The following is a 17,086-nucleotide window of genomic DNA, read 5'->3' on the forward strand; positions in this document are numbered from 1 at the left end:
CCCGGACTTCTCTCCTAGCGTGTTGTGTGTACTTCACGCTCCTGCAGCGGATGATTGCCGCAGGTCTGATCCCGTTCGTGCTGGCCGTAGATAAGTCTCACCAAGGATACTATTTGTAAATATCGGTCTCAAAAATCCCTGGTCAGCAAAATGGAACCGCCGGTGCCGCCTGATGGTTTCCCGGTCCGAACAGAATATCGAGTGGGGTGCCGGTGGCGCTCCGGCGCCTGCACCCCCTACCGGATGAACCCTTTCCGCCCGGCATACCGGGCGGCATTCCCTGCCTCTTCTTCGATCCGGAGGAGCTGGTTGTACTTCTCCACCCGCTCACCGCGTGCCGGCGCCCCGGCCTTGAGGTGGCCGGTCCGCATCGCGACGGTGAAGTCGGCGATGAAGGTGTCGACGGTCTCGCCGCTCCGGTGGGAGACCATCGCGCCCCAGCTGTTCTTGTGCGCAAGCCGGACGGCGGCGATCGTCTCGGTGACCGTCCCGATCTGGTTCGGCTTGATCAGGACGGCGTTCGCCGTGCCTTCCCGGATTCCCCGCTCGATCCGGTTGACGTTCGTCACGAAGAGGTCGTCGCCGACGAGCTCCACCCGATCGCCGATCGCGTCGTTCAGCAGTTTCCAGCCGTCCCAGTCGTCCTCGGCGAGCCCGTCCTCGATGGAGACGATCGGGTAGGTGTCGGCAAGTTCCCGGTAGCGGTCGACCATCCCGGCGGCGTCCAGGGTCAGCCCTTCGGTCCGGAGTTCATAGGCGCCGTCCGTATAGAAGCTGCTCGACGCCGGGTCGAGGGCGATCCCAATCTCCTGGCCGGGACGGTAGCCGGCCCGCTCGATCGCCGCCACGATCAGGTCGAGCGGTTCGGTGTTCGAGGAGACGGCGGGCGCGAACCCGCCCTCGTCGCCGACGCCGGTGCTGTAGCCCTTCTCTTTGAGGAGGGTCTTGAGGGCGTGGTAGATCTCGGCACCCCAGCGGAGCGCCTCGGCGAAGGTCGGAGCGCCGTAGGGTGCGATCATGTACTCCTGGAAGTCGGGCCCCTGCCAGTTTGCGTGCACGCCGCCGTTGAGGATATTCATCGCCGGCACCGGGAGGAGCGGCTCTGTCGGGTCGCCGAGGTACTCCCAGAGCCGCCGCCCCGCTGCTGCGGCGGCAGCCCGGGCGACGGCCATCGAGACTGCAAGCGTCGAGTTGGCGCCGAGATTCTCTTTGTTCGCCGTCCCGTCGAGCCGGATCAGCGCCTCGTCCACCGCCTGCTGGCCGCCGGCGTCGAGCCCCGTCAGGGCGTCCCGGATCTCGCCGTTGATCAGGCTGACCGGCCGCTGCACGCCTTTTCCGTTGTAGCGGCCGATGACGCCGTCCCGGAGTTCGAGCGCCTCGTGAACGCCGGTGGAGGCGCCGGAGGGCGATGCAGCGCGCCCCATCGCCCCGCAGGCGAGGGTGACTTCGGCTTCGACGGTCGGGTTGCCCCGGGAGTCCAGGATCTCCCGGGCATGGATCGATCGGATGGTTGTGTCGATCTGGGTCATACATATCATCTCAGTGGTGCTTTTTGTCCGGCGATGCGCATGAACCTTCGGATCGCCGGCAGGGTTCTTAGACCGGTCGCGGTGCCGCTCCGGGCCTGACGTCCCGTGCCCTGGCCGCATAGACGGTGAAGTCCGTCACCTCGGGAGGGCCGGTCAGGTACTTTTGCAGCTGTTCAAGGGGACCTTTCAGGTCTCCCTCCGGGTGGAAGAGCTGCGCTGCCGATGCCTTCATCGCCGCATCGTCGTCCCAGAACGTGACGATGACCTCGGTGTCGGGGTCTTCCTCAGCGAGGAGTATGATATCTCCGCGAAACCCGCTCATGCCGATCGCCATGATCTCATCGAGGGTTTCAAGCGCCTTCTCCCGCTGGCCGCTCTTGTACTTCCAGCGGGTCATCCGTGCAACGACCATAGTAACCGGAGACTCCACGGGACCGATCGCTCTTATACCTTGTGCCGGGTGGGGGGGGGCATCGCCCGCCGCCCCCCTCCGCTCGAGGGAGTGCTTTTGCAGGATCCGCTCTCCGCGAGGGATAGTCCTATGCCTGGTGCAACCAAATAGAGTTGCAATGACGATCGAGATCATCCCGCAGCTCCGCACGCTCGGCCTGAACGAGTACGAGGCGAGGGTCTACTCCACCCTCGTCGGGCTCCGCAAAGCCACCGCACGCGAGATCCACCGGCTGAGCGGCGTTCCCCGCGGGCGCATCTACGAGATCCTCCACGACCTTGTCCGCCGGGGGTTCATCGGCGTCGAGGAAGGCTCACCGAACTCCTACTACGTGCTCGACACCGACGCCGTGATCGACCGGCTCAAAGAGGACGCCGTACGGTCGCTTGAAGAGGCACGCACCGCCTTGAAAAGCCTCGAGGTCGAGCTGCCGGTGCCGCCCACGCCCTGGTTTGTCCTCCGGAGCGACTGGGCGATCGAGAACCACTTCCAGTCGGTCTTTCGGAAGGTGCAGGACGAGCTCCTCGTCCTCTGCCGCGATCCCCTCTTTCTGCAGGAGCACGAGCGCCTCTTCAAACAGCTCCGGCGGCGGATCCAGGTCTCCATCGTCGTCAGCGACAAAGAGGCGTTTTCTGCCGTCAGGCTCCCGATATACGAGGCGGACGGGCTTCTCCGGGACTTCTTCGACGAAGAGATCCCCGGGCAGGGGCGCGTCGATATGACCGCCGTCTTCTTCATCGACGCGAAGGAGATCTTCTTCATCGGCAGAAGCGGTGCCGAGCAGGTTGCGTTCATCGGCACGGAGCGGGCTTTAATCCGCTACCTGGCAAAAAGCATCGCTGAGCGGATCCGCGAGTAGGAGAGGGGGTCAGGCCAAAGCCGCCTGCTCGGCGCCCGCGTCCCGCCTTCCGGCGAAGCGGTACATGAGCGAGAGCACGGCCGGCATGACCAGGATCGCGCCCACGAGCGAGAAGCCGACGGTGATCACCGTCACGATCCCGAAGTTGCTGATGATATTGAAGGACGAGAGCACCAGCGCCGAGAAGCCGAAGACCGTGGTCAGGCCCGAGACCGTGATCGCGGTGCCGATCTTCTGGACGGCCGTCCGGATCGCTGCCGAGATCTCCATCCCCCGTGCAAGTTCCTCCTCGCAGCGCTCCATGATCAGGATGGTGTACTCGGACGCAACGCCGATCGTCATCGAACCGAGCACCGCGGTCAGGGGCGTGTAGTCGATCCCGAGCAGGTACATGATCGCCCCGTTCCACCCCACGATCAGGACGATCGGGATGAGGGGCGAGACCGCGTTGATCTTCCGGTAGACAAGCAGCAGGAAGCCGAGGATGAAGGCGAATCCGAGCACCGTCATCCCGGTCTTGGACTCCTTGATGTCGTCCATCAGCCCTGCAAACATCTCCATGGTGCCCGTGACCTGCCCGTGGACTCCTGCGGGAGGTTCGAGCCAGTCGATGTCCTTCCCGATGTCCTGCACGAGCGAGCGGGAGGCGTCCATCTCCATATCCACGGTCGAAAACTCCAGCACGGCCTCCATATTCCCGTTCAGGTAGCGGCTTTTGGACGCCTCGGGGATCCGGTCGACGATCGCGGCGATCTCCTGCTCGGTATCAGGGAGCGAACCGCCGTTGTAGTCTGCAACCAGGGTGGCGATACTGGTAACGGCGGTGATCCGCTCGTCCTCAAGTTCGTACTCCCCGAAGTCGCGGATCCAGCCGAGCACCCCGGGGTCGAGGACGTCGTCTGCTGCGATGACGACCGGGATGCTCGAGGTCGAGCCCATCGTCCGGGTGATCTTCTTCATGTCGAGCAGCGCCGGCATCTCCGAGGGGACGAAGGTCTCCCCGTCGGCGTTGATGGCGACCCGGCCGTCGAGCTGGAAACCCACCGCCGCCACCACGCAGAAGAGCAGGATCACCGGCACCGGGTGTTTCGCGACCGTGTAGGCGATCTTTCCGAGCAGTGCGTCGTAGCGCTCGATGAGGGAGCCGCGTGTCCCCGCAGCGTGCGGCGGCTCCGTCTCGCAGCCCTGCCAGTCGAGCTCGCAGGAGGCGACGTCGTCCAGCACCCCGACATGGGGTTTTGAGCGGTAGTGCATGATGAGGGCGAAGGTCGGCACGATGACGAGCGCCGCGAGGTAGCAGCAGACCACGCCGAGGGTGCAGGTGACGCCGAAGTCGGCGACCATCGGCACCGGCGCCAGGAGCATGGCGATAAAGCCCATTGAGGTCGCCCCCATGGCGACGAGGATGGAAGGGCCTGCGTTCGCGATCGCCGCCCGGACGGCCTCAGCGAGCGGCATCTGCCGGACGCTCTCGTCGAGCCGGGAGTGGAACTGGATGGCGTAGTCGATCCCGATCCCGATCAGCACCGGGAAGGCGGCGATCACCGTCATGCTGATAGGGATCCCAAAAAGCCCCATGATCCCGAAGGTCAGGATCAGCCCCGTCGCAACGACGGCCACCGGCAGCAGCCGGTAGCGGACGTGGGAGAAGAGCAGCATCACGGCGAGCACCATGAGGAGCATGGCGGCCCCGATCAGCATCCCCATCGACGAGCCCATCTCCTGTTTCATCTCCTCCTGGAACGCCGGCGTGCCGGAGACGGTGACGCTGACCCCCGGCGGCGGGTCCGAGATGCCGATGAGCGAGTCGATCCCGGCAAGCACCTGACTCTGGGCGTCGCTCGAGACGCCCGGTTCAAGCGTGACGACACCGATCGTCATCAGGTTCGACGGCACGTACCGCTCGAGGAGGTCTGCGGGCACCTGTGCTTTTGCGCTGATAATATCGGCCTGCGACCGCGGAAGGTCGCCGCCGCCCGCTGCCTTGATCATGGTCACGATGCTCGAGACATCAGCCACGTAGCGCTCGTTCCTGATATCCTCCTCGAGGAGATCGATGTAGGCGAGCACGTCGGGGTTGAGGACGTCGTCGGCCTCAAAGAGGATCATGATGGCGTCGGAGCTGTAGGTGTCCTTGTAGTGGCTGAGCAGGGCGCCCCGCGAGGTGGTCTTATCGATGTAGGTGTCGTCCCCGGTCTCCATCGAGACCATCGTCATGCCGAAGAGCGCGGCGATGAGGACGAAGGCGAAGACGCCCGCGACGGCGAACGGGCGCGAGACGATGGCGTCCGCGAGCAGGGTGAACGGTGATTTCACTGCCGGTTCCTCCGTCGGTGTATCAGGCGTCCGCCCCGTATTCGCCGATGATCGCCCGGGTTACATCACGGGCGACGGCTTCGTCGCTCCGCCGGTTGGTGGCGATGCCGCATTCGGCGGCGAACCGTCGGAGACGGGCGGGGTCGCGGATGGTGTACTCCCCCTCGTAGCCGCAGGCTTCCAGGCACCGCGATACGAGCAGGGCGACGGTCTCTGCATCGATCTCGTCTTCCATTATACCGGCGTGCAGCAGGTCGACGATGCACCGGTGGACCCGCGGCGGCAGGAACCCGGCCTCGTCCCAGACCCGGAATGTTGCAAAACCCTCGTCTCCGTGCGGCAACCGGCCGGGAAGAAGCAGTTCCTCCCCGACAGGCGTGTTCCGGACTGCTGAAATGTCTGATAGAATCATGGTAACCGCCAGTTTCGTGAGAAGAGGTCTGCGCGATCCGGTGATATATGTGGTGCAACTGCAGAGGGGGGCAATTCCTGAATGACTCACCATTTCTCCCTGGCAACCCGTCCTGCTTTTGGCCTTCGCGATCTGCAGCGTCCTTGGGGAGATCCCGGCACGGTGCGATCGACCCTCGCGGCGGTTTTTGGAGTGGGTAGTTTCATAGTGTTGGAGGCGGAGTGGAGCCGCAGCCCCGGGGCGAGGGGCAGCAGCAGGAGATGAGGAAAGCATGCAGAAGGCAGGTCTGATTGATGAATCCCGGAAACCCATCGCAGAGGTGAATAAGCGATTCTCTGAAGGTTTCACGAAGGGTGACGCCTCGATAACGGCGGCAGGTTTTGCCGATGATGCGGTCATCTTTCCCCCGGATGCGGAGATGGTTCGGGGAAAGCAGGCTATCGAGGCGTACTGGCGGACGGTCATGGAATCAGGTGTTACAGAAGCGACGTTGACCACGGTCGAAATCTCAGGGAGCGGCGATTACCGCCATGAGATGGGTACGGGTGTCCTCACGGTGCACTCTCAGGGTGGAGCGCCGGTCGAACAGCAGATCAAGTACGTGGTCGTATGGAAGCGCACGGCTGAAGGATGGAGGAATGCATGGGACATCTGGAATAGTTCTCCCGCTGCATCCGGGAAGTGAGGGAGAACCTTCGGATCGGTGCTGTGATGCGCCGTGTAGATCCGGTCACGGCATATTCCCGGCACCGGGGTCACCCTGCTCGCCACGATCTGGCCTCCGGAGAGACCGCAGAGCGGCATGTACGCGGCGTCAGCGTACCGCGGGAAGGTGCCGGGTGGAGCATGCGGGGAGGGTTCCGTTTGCCGTGGTGCGTGGATCGTCTGCCGCCCCGCCAACCGGAACCCCGATGCTGGGGCTGACACCGGGCTGGCCGGGTGCGACCCGGGTATACCGGTTCTCGTCCGTAAGATCGGTGCCGTTGACGGAGAGGGAGTAGACCGTTTCGGGCTCGCCGGTGACGGTCACGGTGAAGGTGCTGCCGTGGACGACGTCCGCTGTGCTCGACTCGATGGTCAGCGCCGCCGCCCCCCCGACGAGGGCGCAGAGGAGCAGGCAGAGGGTCAGCGTCAGGAGGATCCGGCGGCAGGGTGTCATAGAGAACGATATCGGTCACGCTTCTTTAAAAGCGTATTGCAGCGTTCCGTCCGGTCTGATAAACTCTTTTGCAAAAAAGCCGGGTTAAATCCTTCTGATGGGAATCTCCGGGCATCACTCGATCACCCGCAGCACCACGACCGTGATATCGTCGAACTGCGGAGCTTCGCCGGCGAACGCGGCGACGGCGTCCCGGATCGCGTCCGCGACCGCACCGGCGGAAAGGTCGGCAGCCTCCTCGACGACGGCGCGGAGCCGGTCTTCCCCAAGCATCCCGCCGCTTTCGCTCTCCGCCTCGGTCACGCCGTCGGTGTAGAGGACGAGGAGGTCGCCGGGCAGCAGCGGGAGCGTGACCTCGCCGTAGTCCATATCCTCGAGGAACCCGATCACCGGCCCGGTCGGCTCGAGCGTCTCATACGTTCCGTCCGCCCGCCGGAGGATCGGCGGGTTGTGGCCGGCGTTGACGTAGGTGAGGGTGCGTGCCCGTTCGTCGACGACGGCGTAGAAGAGGGTGACGAAGCTGACCGAGCCGGCGTCCTCGATGACGGTATTGTTCGCCCGGCGGATGGTCTCGGCGGGTACCCGGCACCAGCGTGCGACGGTGCGGACGGCCGTCCGGGAGAGCGCCATGTAGAGTGCGGCCGGCACGCCCTTCCCGGCCACGTCGGCGATGACGAGGGCACAGCGCCCCTCACCCTGGCCGAAGAAGTCGTAGAAGTCTCCCCCGACCTCTTTGGCCGGGAGGGTGAACGCCGCCACCTCGCACCCCCGGGGCTGCGGGACGCTGCGGGGCAGAAACGCGGTCTGGATATCGGCGGCGATCCGGAGCTCCGACTCTTTCCGCTCGATCTCTTCGCTGTATTCCCGGATCCGCTGCACCATCCTGTTGATGCTCCCCCCGAGCCGGACGAACTCGGTCGTGTTCAGCCCCCGGACGGTATGGTCGAGGTCGCCGCCGGCGATCCGGTCGGCATCGTCGATGACCGCGCCGACGGCGGCACCGACGGAGCGGGAGAGCCATACGGCAAGCCCGATCCCGAGCAGCGCGGCGGCGAGACCGATGACGGAGTAGAGGACCAGCAGGTGCTGGCCGATGGCGTCGATCCGGGAGTGGTCGAAGACCAGTTCCAGCACCACGCTGCCGTCGGTCACCGCGGCAGGGTCGTGGAGGTCGACGAAGACCCGGCGGGTCGTTGTCCGGCCGGCGGGGTCCTCACTCGTCGCCGAGGTGCGGTCTGCAAGAACGTCCATGACCCCGGCACCCGCAATCTCCCCGACACCAGTGCCGGCGACGACGTTGCCGTAGACGTCGATGATGCTGACGGCGGCGAGGTCCGGGTTGTTCTGCAGCAGCGTCCGGACGGTGTCGGCGTAGGAGAGGTGCGACCGCACATCGGCGAACTCGGGCGCGTCGATCCCGAGTTCGAGGACGTAGCGGTGGTCGGGTGTCGGGAGGTAGGCGAACTTGCGGAGGCGGCCGGAGACGTTCAGGTCGCCGGCGTCCTCGATCGAGCGGACGACGCGGTCGGCGGCGAAGGCGTCCCCCTCGCGGATGGCAGTCAGGCGGGAATAAAAGGCGGGGAACTGGCGGAAATCGACCCCGATGACGTCCGGGACGGTCGAGAAACGGATGGTCCCGTCGGCGTCGATGATGTAGAGGTCGAGGTCGCCCGGGAACGCGGGGGCGAGTTCGTCTCTGAGAGCCGCAAGGTCGATCGCGGACGGATCACCGCCTGCTGCGCGGTAGGCGTCGGCAAACTCCCCGAGCCCCTCCTCCATAGGGGGGTTGAGGTCGTCGTCGACGAGGGCGAGACCCTTGTCGACGAGGCGGACCGCCCCGATCCCGTTCTGCTCGGTGTACTCCCTGAGGGTGTCGTACTGCCGGACGGCGTCGCCGCTCGCCTGCAGGTACGAGACCGCCAGCACCAGACCGACGACGGCGATGATGATGAGAGCGACCGAGACTGCAAGGACACTCCGGATCGAGCGGGCGGGCATCTCCGGATCCCTGCGGCCTGCAGTCCTCATCGCCTCCCCGTCCGATGCCTAGACCCGCTCGATCCGGGTGACCGGCGCGATCCCGACCGTGGCGCTCCGGAGCTTCGCGATCGGAAGGAGGTGGTGGAGCGCCGTGAACGTCCCCTTCTCAAGCGCCGTCGCGATCCCCTCCTCGAGGACTCCCGGCTCCACGAAGGGAACGCCGGCGTAGACCGCTCCGGTCGCGTAGATGAAGAAGGGTGATGCCGGAGCACCCGCCCGGGCGTAGGTGAGGGGCTCGATGACCGCGGGGTCGAGCGCCGACTCCGCCCGTGCCCGATCGACGACGTAGCCGAACGCGATGAGCGTCTCACCGTCATAACGGGGCTCGATATCGGTGGCGGTGACCGCATCGGCCGCGAGGCTGCCGGGCCGCTTCCCGAAGTACATCGAGTGCGGCTGTGCCGGTTCCGTCTTCCCGGCGGCGCGGTGCGCCTCCAGAAGCGAGGATCTGATGTCCGCACTGCAGATGCCCCGGACGGTGCCCCGCAGCAGGAACGAAAAGACGCCGGTGTAGTCCGGGTCGTTCTCGCTGAGGTGATTGGCGATCGTCTTGACAATATCCTGCAGCGCTATCCCGTCGGGGCCGTCCGCCGCGAGGGTGAGGTGCGTCGGGAACGTGCCGTCGACACCGGCGCGAAACGCGCTCGCCAGCGTGATGTGCCCGCCCTCGAGGTGCTCGGGCAGGAGGTAGTCGGGCGTGAGGTTTCCGTCCGCCGGCATGGTGTAGACGGTGCCGCGGATGCCGAGCATCTCGCCGACGAGTGGGGCTGCTGCTTCGAGATCCGGTGCGGCCGCTCCGATCCCGGCCATGTAGTCCCCGACCGGCACCGGGACGGCGGTGATAGCCTGTTCCGAGAACGGCCCGGCATAGGCCGCCCGGAGGCTGCCCGCGTAGCGGAGGATCGCACCCTCTCCGCCCCGGTCGCTAAAGGCGCCGCCCGCCTCCTCGGCCTCGCCGCCGGCCGGCCGGAGGTCAGCGAGCGCCGCAGCGAGATCGGGATACTCCTCGATGACCCGCAGAAACCCGCCCATCGCAAAGATCTTGTGGACGTACTCCCCGACGCCGGCGACGGCGACCCGGCCGCTGCGCTCTTTCATGGTGATATAGAGCGACTGGAAGAACCGGAGCCCCGCCGAGCTCATGAAGTCCACACCGCTCATGTCGATGACGACCGCCCTGTCGCCTTCGTGCAGGGAAGAGCGGAGAAGTTCGTCGACTTTCTCTGCTCCGAATCCGTCCAGTCTTCCGCATGCAGATACTACTATGACATTTCCCTCTCGCGTCACCGTGCAGTCCATGCAATCACACTGATGCATCAACCGGACGTAAGAAAAGGATTATTATTCTCTTCCGGCGGGATCGTGTAGCAGTCCGGAGGAATTGGGGATGTGCCCTATGGGAGTACAGGAAGGAGAATGACCCCCCGGCGCCAGGTATCCGGGTCAACGGATGCCCCTGCCTCTCTGTGCGGGAGAGGGATGCGGCTGCCCGGCGGCTATCTGGATATGCGCAACTCCCGGGATAAACGCTTTATACCGGCCAGCCAAGATAAGATAATTGTTCACGGTCCGTTCGTTGCAACCGTATATGGGGTTGAATCAATGCTGCATGTGAAAGATATCCCGGAGGCTACACGGTGGGAGATGGCCACCCACGTGCTCGGCCGGCTGGTCCTGGCACTCGGACAGGAAGCGGAGAGCGAGACCGCGGCTTCCTTCCAGGCCAGGATGTTCTCTGAGATGGGTCAGGAGATCCGTGCCATCGCTGACCGGTACGGCCTGCCCAGAGGTCACGCCGCAGACATCGTACAGACGCTCGGTATCGTTTCGGTTGTCCTCTTCGGGCCGGCGTTTACAACGCGGTTCATCGAAGGATTCCCTGAAGAGAGCGTCATCAGGCTGACCGATTGCGCCATGTTCCGGGAGGAGAGTGCCCACGGCATCTCACCGCTCCAGGTCAACAGCGTCTGCCAGGCATATGTCGGGCATGCGGTAGAGGCCCTGAATCCTGAGTTTTCCATCTCCATCACCCGTGCCCGGTGCAGGGGAGATGCCTTCTGCGAGATGGTCATCGAGAGACGGAAACCCTGAAAAACCCTCGATAGCCCACTATCCCGGCGGCGGCCCGCGAGGTGCACGGAGCGCCCGCGGTTCTGGAAAGACGGGGGATGATCGTCTCCCTCGTATTCCCCTGCCTTTATCAACTGACGGGACACCACGGATTTTCCGTGCCCGTCATGCCGACAGCGATTGAGAAAAAAGATTTTGAGGAATGCCCGGCACCAGTTCCTTCTTCTCCCGGCCCCCGTAGCGGTGCTACGCGATGGCAGTCCTGAAGTTCCCGGCAAACGAGTCCATGTCTCCCCGGCTCCCGCAGGTCACGAACCCCTATCCCCCCTGCCCTCTCCTCCGGCGCCCGGGTTTTGCCTGCGGGTCTTCTCTTTTCGAGGTGTCTCAATCTATATATATCCGGATGAGAATGTGCTGCGTGTTCCGATTGTAACATCGGTGTGATGAAAATGGCGAAAGTTGCACGCGAAATGGTAGAAAATGCAGGAGTCGACGTCGATAAACTCCTCGAACTGCTCGTGAAGAATGCATCGGCCGAACTGACGACGTACTACTACTATACCATCCTCCGGTTCAACCTGATCGGGCTTGAGGGAGAGGGGGTCAAAGAGATCGCGGAGACGGCACGCATCGAAGACCGCAACCACTTCGAAGCGCTTGTTCCCCGCATCTATGAACTGGGCGGCGCCATTCCAAACGACATGGTGGAGTTCCACAACATCTCCGCCTGCAAGCCTGCACGTCTCCCGGAGGATCCGCGAAACGTCATGGAGATCCTCACGGTGCTGGTGAACGCGGAGCGGTGTGCCGTACGCGGGTATACCGAGATCTGCAACATGACTGCCGGCAAAGACCACCGTACCTACGATCTTGCGCTCGCGATCCTCAACGAGGAGATCGAGCACGAGTCATGGTTCTCAGAGTTCCTCGGAGAAGGGCCTTCAGGCCATTTCCTGCGGAGAGGAGAGACCTCGCCTTTTGTTTCAAAATTCCTTCGCTAGAGGAGGGGAGGTGTCCCTTCCTCTTTTCCGGCTCCGCATGCTGCCCGCCCCGGAGTAAGACGATGCTCATCGACTTCGCCGGGCTTGACCCGGTTCTGCAGGCGCTCCTCGCCGGGTGCTTCACCTGGGGGCTGACCGCTCTCGGAGCCGGGGGCGTCTTCCTGACGCGGAAGATGAACCGCAGGCGGATGGACGGTATGCTGGGGTTTGCAGCCGGGGTCATGATCGCCGCCAGTTTCTGGTCACTTCTGCTGCCCGCCGTCGAGCTTAGCGGATCGACCGGTCTTGCGGCCTGCATCCCGGCGGTCATCGGGTTCATCGCCGGCGGCGTCTTTATGCGGGGGCTCGACCTCCTCCTCCCGCACCTCCACACAGGCCTTCCCCTCTCGGGAGCGGAAGGGCCGGCCTCGCCCCTCGGGAGGACGACGCTCCTTGCCATCGCCGTCACGATGCACAACATCCCGGAGGGGCTCGCGGTCGGGGTGGCCTTCGGCGCCGCCGGTGCAGCCGCTGCCGCAGGCCTCCCGTACGAGACACTCGGCGCTGCGGTTGCGCTCACGCTCGGTATCGGACTACAGAACTTCCCGGAGGGGTTTGCCGTCTCGGCGCCGTTCGCCGGGGCGGGCTACTCCCGGCTCAGGAGTTTCTGGTACGGCCAGCTCTCGGCGGTCGTGGAACCGATCGCCGCCGTCATCGGGGCTGCTGCGGTGCTTCTGATCCAGCCGCTGCTCCCGTATGCCCTCGCCTTCGCCGCCGGTGCGATGATCTTCGTCGTCGGGGAGGACGTCATCCCGGAGTCGCAGAGGAGCGGCAACACCGACCTTGCCACGATGAGCCTGCTCGCCGGGTTCGTAACGATGATGGCGCTCGACGTCACCTTCGGGTGACCGGCTTCGAACGGAGCGAGAGCGTGCAAAAAATATGTTTCTAGGCGGTCGCCACCTGCTCCCGCAGGAGGCGCCGGATATCGAGCCAGATGATCAGGTCGGTTCGGTCGGTCTCCCGGCCGTCGCCTTCGTCCTCGACGCCCAGTTTGATGATCCCCTTGACGTAGGCGGCGTTCGAGGCCGCATCGTCCATCGTGTCGATGTCCCGGTCGTTCACCTGGCGGACGCTGCTGACGTCGTCGACGATGATCCCGACGTTCGAGCCGCCGGCTGCCTCCGGAACCAGGACGATGATCTTCCGGTTCTCGGGGTTCTCCCCGTCGTGCAGCCCGAGGAGGGCGTTTAAGTTGAGGATGTTCGTGATCTCGCCCCGCAGGTTGATGATCCCGGCGATATACCCGGGTGAGCGGGGGAGCGGAGTGATTGGCATCATCTCCACGATCTCCCGCGCAAGCTGGATGTCGAGGGCATAGTGCTCTCGTCCGAGCTGGAACTCCACCACATCGATGGTTGTTGCCATACTGCATCCCCTGTATCAGATCCGGAACCGCTGCATCTTCGAACGGAGCTCGCCGGCCATCTGGTTGATCTCGTGGGCTGCGCTGCCGATCTCCTCGGTCGAGGCGCTGGCCTCTTCGGCGAGCGCCGCAAGGTCGTCCATCTGGTTCTGAGTCTCCTTCGTGAGGCGCGTGCCTTCCGCCATCCCCTGCACGACCTTATTGGTGCTGTTTGCCTGGTCTTCAGTGGCACGGGCGATCTCCCCGAGGCCGTGCGCGACCACGTCGGCCTCGCTGATGATGGTGTGGAGCGCCTCGATCGTCTTGGTCACGCTCGCGACGCCGGCCCCGATCTCGGCATGGGCCGACGTGATCGCGCTTGCGGTCTTCTCGCTGCTCGTCTGGATACCGCCGATCACCTTCTCGATATGCTGCGTTGCGCCCTTCGCCTCGCCGGCGAGGTTTCGCACCTCTCCGGCGACGACCGCAAACCCGCGGCCGTGCTCCCCGGCACGGGCGGCCTCGATGGCTGCATTCAGCGCCAGCAGGTTGACCTGGTTGGCGATGTCGGTGATGAGTTTCACGATGTTGTTGATCTCGCGCATCTGGGCGTTGAGCCCCTCGATCTCCTCGACACTCTGCCGGGCGATCCCCTCGACGATCTTCATCTTCTGGTTCGCCTCGTCGCCGAGGCTCTGCGCCTGCTTGCCCTGGCTGGCCGTGTTCTGCGCCCGCTCGAGGACATCCTGCGAGGTGCTGGCGATCTCCTCGTTGGAGGCGGAGAGGTCGGCGAGTTGCCGGTCGATATCCTCGATCTGGTCGAGCACCTGCCTGGCGAGGTCGGCGCACTGCTGGCTCGTGCTCGAGACCTGCTCGGCGGCTTTTGCGATCTCCTCCGAGCCCTTGCTCGTCTCGGCGGTGCCATCCTCGACCTGTACGATGGCCTGGTTTATCTCGCCGAGCGTCGTCGAGACCTGCACGCCGATGTTGTCCAGCGCCTCTTTGAGCTTCTGGAACTCACCGGCGACCTTGAGTTTCTCGGTGAACCGTTCCGAGAAGTCGCCCTGTGCGTAGTGCTGCGAGACACGGATCGTCTCGTCGATGGGGTGAACGATAGCATCAAGCGTCTTGTTGACACCCTCGACCACGGTCCTGAACCCGCCCTCGTGCTTTGCGGCATCCGCCCGTGTGGTGAGTCTGCCGAACATGGCAGCCTCGACGAGCATCTCGGCGTCGTCGATCATCGCGCCGACGTTGTTGCGGACCTGCGCCAGGTTCTCTGCGATCGTGACGAAGTTCTGCCGGATCTCTTCGGTGCGTTCGTCGGCGGGAGCGATAACGAGATCGAACTCGAGGTTCCCGGCCGCAAGAAGGTTCAGGTTTCCGGCGAGGCGGTTAACCTCCTGATCCATATAGGCGGCCTTCTGCTGCGCCTCATCGACGAGGTTCTGCTGCTCGGTCCAGTCGTTCCAGACGTAGAAGGCCATCTCGATCTCACCGCTGCCGTCGAGGATCGGGATGGCGTTTAAGGTCAGGTACTTCTGCACGCCGTCGGGCCACTTCGCGAGGACGTCGGTCCGTGCCCGCTTCTTCGTCTCATAGCATGCGTAGAAGTCGTCACCGCCGATGACCGTGATGTCGTAGTCATAGAGCTTCTTTGCCATCGTCTCTTCGCGGGTTCCCCGCCACATCCGGGCGTACTCATCGTTGATGTCGATGCGGCTCTTGTCTGCCCGCAGGACGGCGATGGCGAGCGGGTTGTCCTGGATCATCGTGTCGACGCGCTGCTGCGCCTTCGTGACCTCTTCCTCTTTGTCATGCTGCTCGGTCCAGTCGTTCCAGACGTAGAAGGCTATCTCGATCTCACCGCTGCCGTCGAGGATCGGGATGGCGTTTAAGGTCAGGTACTTCTGCACGCCGTCGGGCCACTTCGCGAGGACGTCGGTCCGTGCCCGCTTCTTGGTCTCGTAGCAGGCATAGAAGTCGTCGCCGCCGATGACCGTGATGTCGTAGTCGTAGAGCTTCTTTTGCAGGGTCTCTTCGCGGGTTCCCCGCCACATCCGGGCGTACTCATCGTTAATGTCGATGCGGCTCTTGTCTGCCCGCAGAACCGCGATCGCGAGCGGGTTGTCCTGGATCATCTGCGTAAACTGCCTCTTGAGAGCGGCTGCTACGGTCAGTTCCTCCTGGTGAGACGCACCGCGCTCCTCCAGTGCGGCCAGTGCGGCGTTGATCCGGCTCGCGAGCGGCCGGAGTTCGTCTCCAACGGTGTTCTCATCAAGCCGGGAGGCATACTCCCCGGCGATGATCCGGTCAAGTGCTGTCTGCAGTGCTGCTGTATCCAATGCCAATCACCCTGGTTGTCTGTCGAAAGGTGCTCATTTCCGATGTACGGCGACTCTTCGCAGAGATTTCTTCTTCATGAACGGAGACGGCTGCCGTACCTGTCCGCAGGCCGCGACGGGAGGCCTTTCAGAAGAAAAGGCACCGATTGCGTCTCATATCCGGCCTGCTGCGATACGGTAGTCGTTGTGCAGTGCACAGCCTCTCGGTGGCGTGCGCAGCTGGTACCTCATTTCTGTACCAAGTTCGGGTATATTAACATATTGATGACATTTTATCGTTGCCTGAATACTTTTTCTAAATTAAATCAGAGAATATGTATTTTTTTGAACAGATCCTCGTTATTAAGCACGCTTTTTCCCCCGGATCGATTCGCCCCTCAAAACCCTGTTTTCGGGCATCGCTCCGGATGAAAATACAGCACGCCATCCGTGTTTTCGGTGTCTTCCCCGGTGTCAGCGGCCGGATCGGCACCGGCAAAAAGAGAGCGCAGGAGGCTGCACAGCGCGCAGGGGGGTTACCCCATTAGCGCTAACCTTAGATACGGGGGATTCAAGCGTATACCGCGTTCTTCCCCTGATGAGGCTTGTCCCGGGGACGCCCTTTTTTCCGGGCGTCTCCCCGTGCCGTGAGCCGTGGCGGCTAAGCGCCCCCGGGGAGGGGTTTTCCCCTCCCCTGTCTCCCGCGAAGATCCCCAGGACCGCATCAACCCCACCCCTCAAGGGGCGGGGGCGGTCATGGCGATACCCAGGGGAAAGCCGTGCCCCCGAATACCCCGGATTGCGGTCATCCGGAGCAAGAGATGCGACCTCATCACGTGCCTGGACCCCGCCGATAGCAACAGGAATTTCGGTGCACCCATAGGGTACGGTAGCGTATATGGGGGGGCTACCCGGCCCCGCCCCGCTTTTTTGCCTTGGTGATCTTCCTGCGGTAGAGATCCTCCCGCTCCTGCTCTTCGAGCTGCTCCTCGATGTAGCGCAGCGTCTCAACGATGCGGGGGATCAGGACACGATCCATCGCGTTCACCTTCCGGCGGGTCCGGGTGATGCTCCGCTCGAGCGCCCGGAGTGTCTCCTCCTTCTCCCCGAGGAGGAGCGCCTGCTGCAGCACCCGGGCGAACCGGCCGGCGGCGATGACGATCTGCGGCGATGCGCCGATCGGGCAGGACGCAGGAATCTCCGGCGCTTCCCCGAGCGCCGGCATCCGCAGGCCGAGGACCGATCGCTCGCGGAGGGGAAGGTCGCCGGCATCGGGTACGGCGTAGCCGGCCTCCCGGATCGCCGCCGGGCCGTCGATCATCTCCGCATCGCGCTCCAGGGCGTAGGCCTCCGCGAGCACCGCGTCGAAGGCGGCCCGGTCCGCCTGGTACTCCGTATAGCGCCGGAAGAACTCGAGCAGCATCGCGTTCAGCTGGTCTTCGAGGAGGTCGCGCCCCCGCTCCGCCACCTCCCGGCGTTTCCGGAGCCGCTGCAACTCTATCCGGGTCGGGCGGGTGCCGGCGATGATCTGCCCGGCCATG

The 17,086-nt window shown here is 64.1% G+C and carries 15 protein-coding genes; 5 read left to right on the forward strand and 10 right to left on the reverse strand.

Annotated elements, in window-relative coordinates:
- Positions 1-236: 236 nt before the first annotated feature.
- Both eno and FGU65_RS02460 read right to left on the reverse strand, forming a co-directional pair.
- Positions 237-1,529 carry a phosphopyruvate hydratase gene (gene eno, locus FGU65_RS02455; RefSeq protein ID WP_301662808.1) on the reverse strand — a complete coding sequence of 431 codons (1,293 nt, stop codon included), beginning with the start codon at positions 1,527-1,529 and terminating at the stop codon, positions 237-239.
- Between the two features lie 67 nt (positions 1,530-1,596).
- The gene (locus FGU65_RS02460; RefSeq protein WP_301662809.1) at positions 1,597-1,959 is read right to left on the reverse strand and encodes an antibiotic biosynthesis monooxygenase family protein; all 363 of its coding nucleotides are present in this window, start codon (positions 1,957-1,959) and stop codon (positions 1,597-1,599) included.
- A gap of 139 nt (positions 1,960-2,098) precedes the next feature.
- Between FGU65_RS02460 and FGU65_RS02465 the strand changes: the two genes are divergently transcribed.
- A complete protein-coding gene (locus tag FGU65_RS02465) occupies positions 2,099-2,839 on the forward strand; it encodes a TrmB family transcriptional regulator (RefSeq protein WP_301662810.1) in 741 nt (246 codons plus the stop codon).
- Between the two features lie 9 nt (positions 2,840-2,848).
- Here FGU65_RS02465 and FGU65_RS02470 read toward each other — a convergent pair whose 3' ends face one another.
- Positions 2,849-5,155 (reverse strand): efflux RND transporter permease subunit, encoded by a 2,307-nt coding sequence (locus FGU65_RS02470; RefSeq protein ID WP_301662811.1) that lies wholly within the window; start codon positions 5,153-5,155, stop codon positions 2,849-2,851.
- A 22-nt stretch (positions 5,156-5,177) separates the two neighbouring features.
- Positions 5,178-5,567, reverse strand: coding sequence for a hypothetical protein (locus tag FGU65_RS02475; protein WP_301662812.1), 390 nt, complete (start codon positions 5,565-5,567; stop codon positions 5,178-5,180).
- A 271-nt stretch (positions 5,568-5,838) separates the two neighbouring features.
- Between FGU65_RS02475 and FGU65_RS02480 the strand changes: the two genes are divergently transcribed.
- Complete coding sequence (locus tag FGU65_RS02480; RefSeq protein WP_301662813.1) at positions 5,839-6,252, forward strand: YybH family protein; 414 nt, start codon at positions 5,839-5,841, stop codon at positions 6,250-6,252.
- A gap of 129 nt (positions 6,253-6,381) precedes the next feature.
- Here the strand turns inward: FGU65_RS02480 and FGU65_RS02485 are convergent, their stop codons facing one another.
- The 3 genes from FGU65_RS02485 to FGU65_RS02495 form a co-directional block, all read right to left on the reverse strand.
- The gene (locus FGU65_RS02485) at positions 6,382-6,726 is read right to left on the reverse strand and encodes a hypothetical protein (protein ID WP_301662814.1); all 345 of its coding nucleotides are present in this window, start codon (positions 6,724-6,726) and stop codon (positions 6,382-6,384) included.
- Positions 6,727-6,840: 114 nt separating this feature from the next.
- The gene (locus tag FGU65_RS02490) at positions 6,841-8,754 is read right to left on the reverse strand and encodes a PP2C family protein-serine/threonine phosphatase (protein WP_301662815.1); all 1,914 of its coding nucleotides are present in this window, start codon (positions 8,752-8,754) and stop codon (positions 6,841-6,843) included.
- 18 nt (positions 8,755-8,772) lie between these two features.
- The gene (locus tag FGU65_RS02495; RefSeq protein ID WP_301662816.1) at positions 8,773-10,083 is read right to left on the reverse strand and encodes an STAS domain-containing protein; all 1,311 of its coding nucleotides are present in this window, start codon (positions 10,081-10,083) and stop codon (positions 8,773-8,775) included.
- Between the two features lie 285 nt (positions 10,084-10,368).
- On the opposite strand from FGU65_RS02495, the gene FGU65_RS02500 reads away from it, so the two are divergent.
- From FGU65_RS02500 to FGU65_RS02510, 3 genes are all read left to right on the forward strand, one after another.
- Positions 10,369-10,857, forward strand: coding sequence for a hypothetical protein (locus tag FGU65_RS02500; RefSeq protein ID WP_301662817.1), 489 nt, complete (start codon positions 10,369-10,371; stop codon positions 10,855-10,857).
- A gap of 428 nt (positions 10,858-11,285) precedes the next feature.
- A complete protein-coding gene (gene dps, locus FGU65_RS02505) occupies positions 11,286-11,837 on the forward strand; it encodes a DNA protection during starvation protein (protein WP_301662818.1) in 552 nt (183 codons plus the stop codon).
- Between the two features lie 62 nt (positions 11,838-11,899).
- Positions 11,900-12,724, forward strand: coding sequence for a ZIP family metal transporter (locus FGU65_RS02510; protein ID WP_301662819.1), 825 nt, complete (start codon positions 11,900-11,902; stop codon positions 12,722-12,724).
- A gap of 40 nt (positions 12,725-12,764) precedes the next feature.
- Here FGU65_RS02510 and FGU65_RS02515 read toward each other — a convergent pair whose 3' ends face one another.
- The 3 genes from FGU65_RS02515 to FGU65_RS02525 form a co-directional block, all read right to left on the reverse strand.
- A complete protein-coding gene (locus FGU65_RS02515) occupies positions 12,765-13,244 on the reverse strand; it encodes a chemotaxis protein CheW (RefSeq protein ID WP_301662820.1) in 480 nt (159 codons plus the stop codon).
- Between the two features lie 15 nt (positions 13,245-13,259).
- Entirely contained in the window at positions 13,260-15,566 is a 2,307-nt protein-coding gene (locus tag FGU65_RS02520; protein ID WP_301662821.1) for a methyl-accepting chemotaxis protein, read from the reverse strand.
- A gap of 886 nt (positions 15,567-16,452) precedes the next feature.
- Positions 16,453-17,085, reverse strand: a complete 633-nt coding sequence (locus FGU65_RS02525) for a V-type ATP synthase subunit D (protein ID WP_301662822.1) — start codon at positions 17,083-17,085, stop codon at positions 16,453-16,455.
- Between the last annotated feature and the right edge of the window lies 1 nt (position 17,086).

It is taken from the genome of Methanoculleus frigidifontis, assembly GCF_030464345.1.
GTDB lineage: Archaea > Halobacteriota > Methanomicrobia > Methanomicrobiales > Methanoculleaceae > Methanoculleus_A > Methanoculleus_A frigidifontis.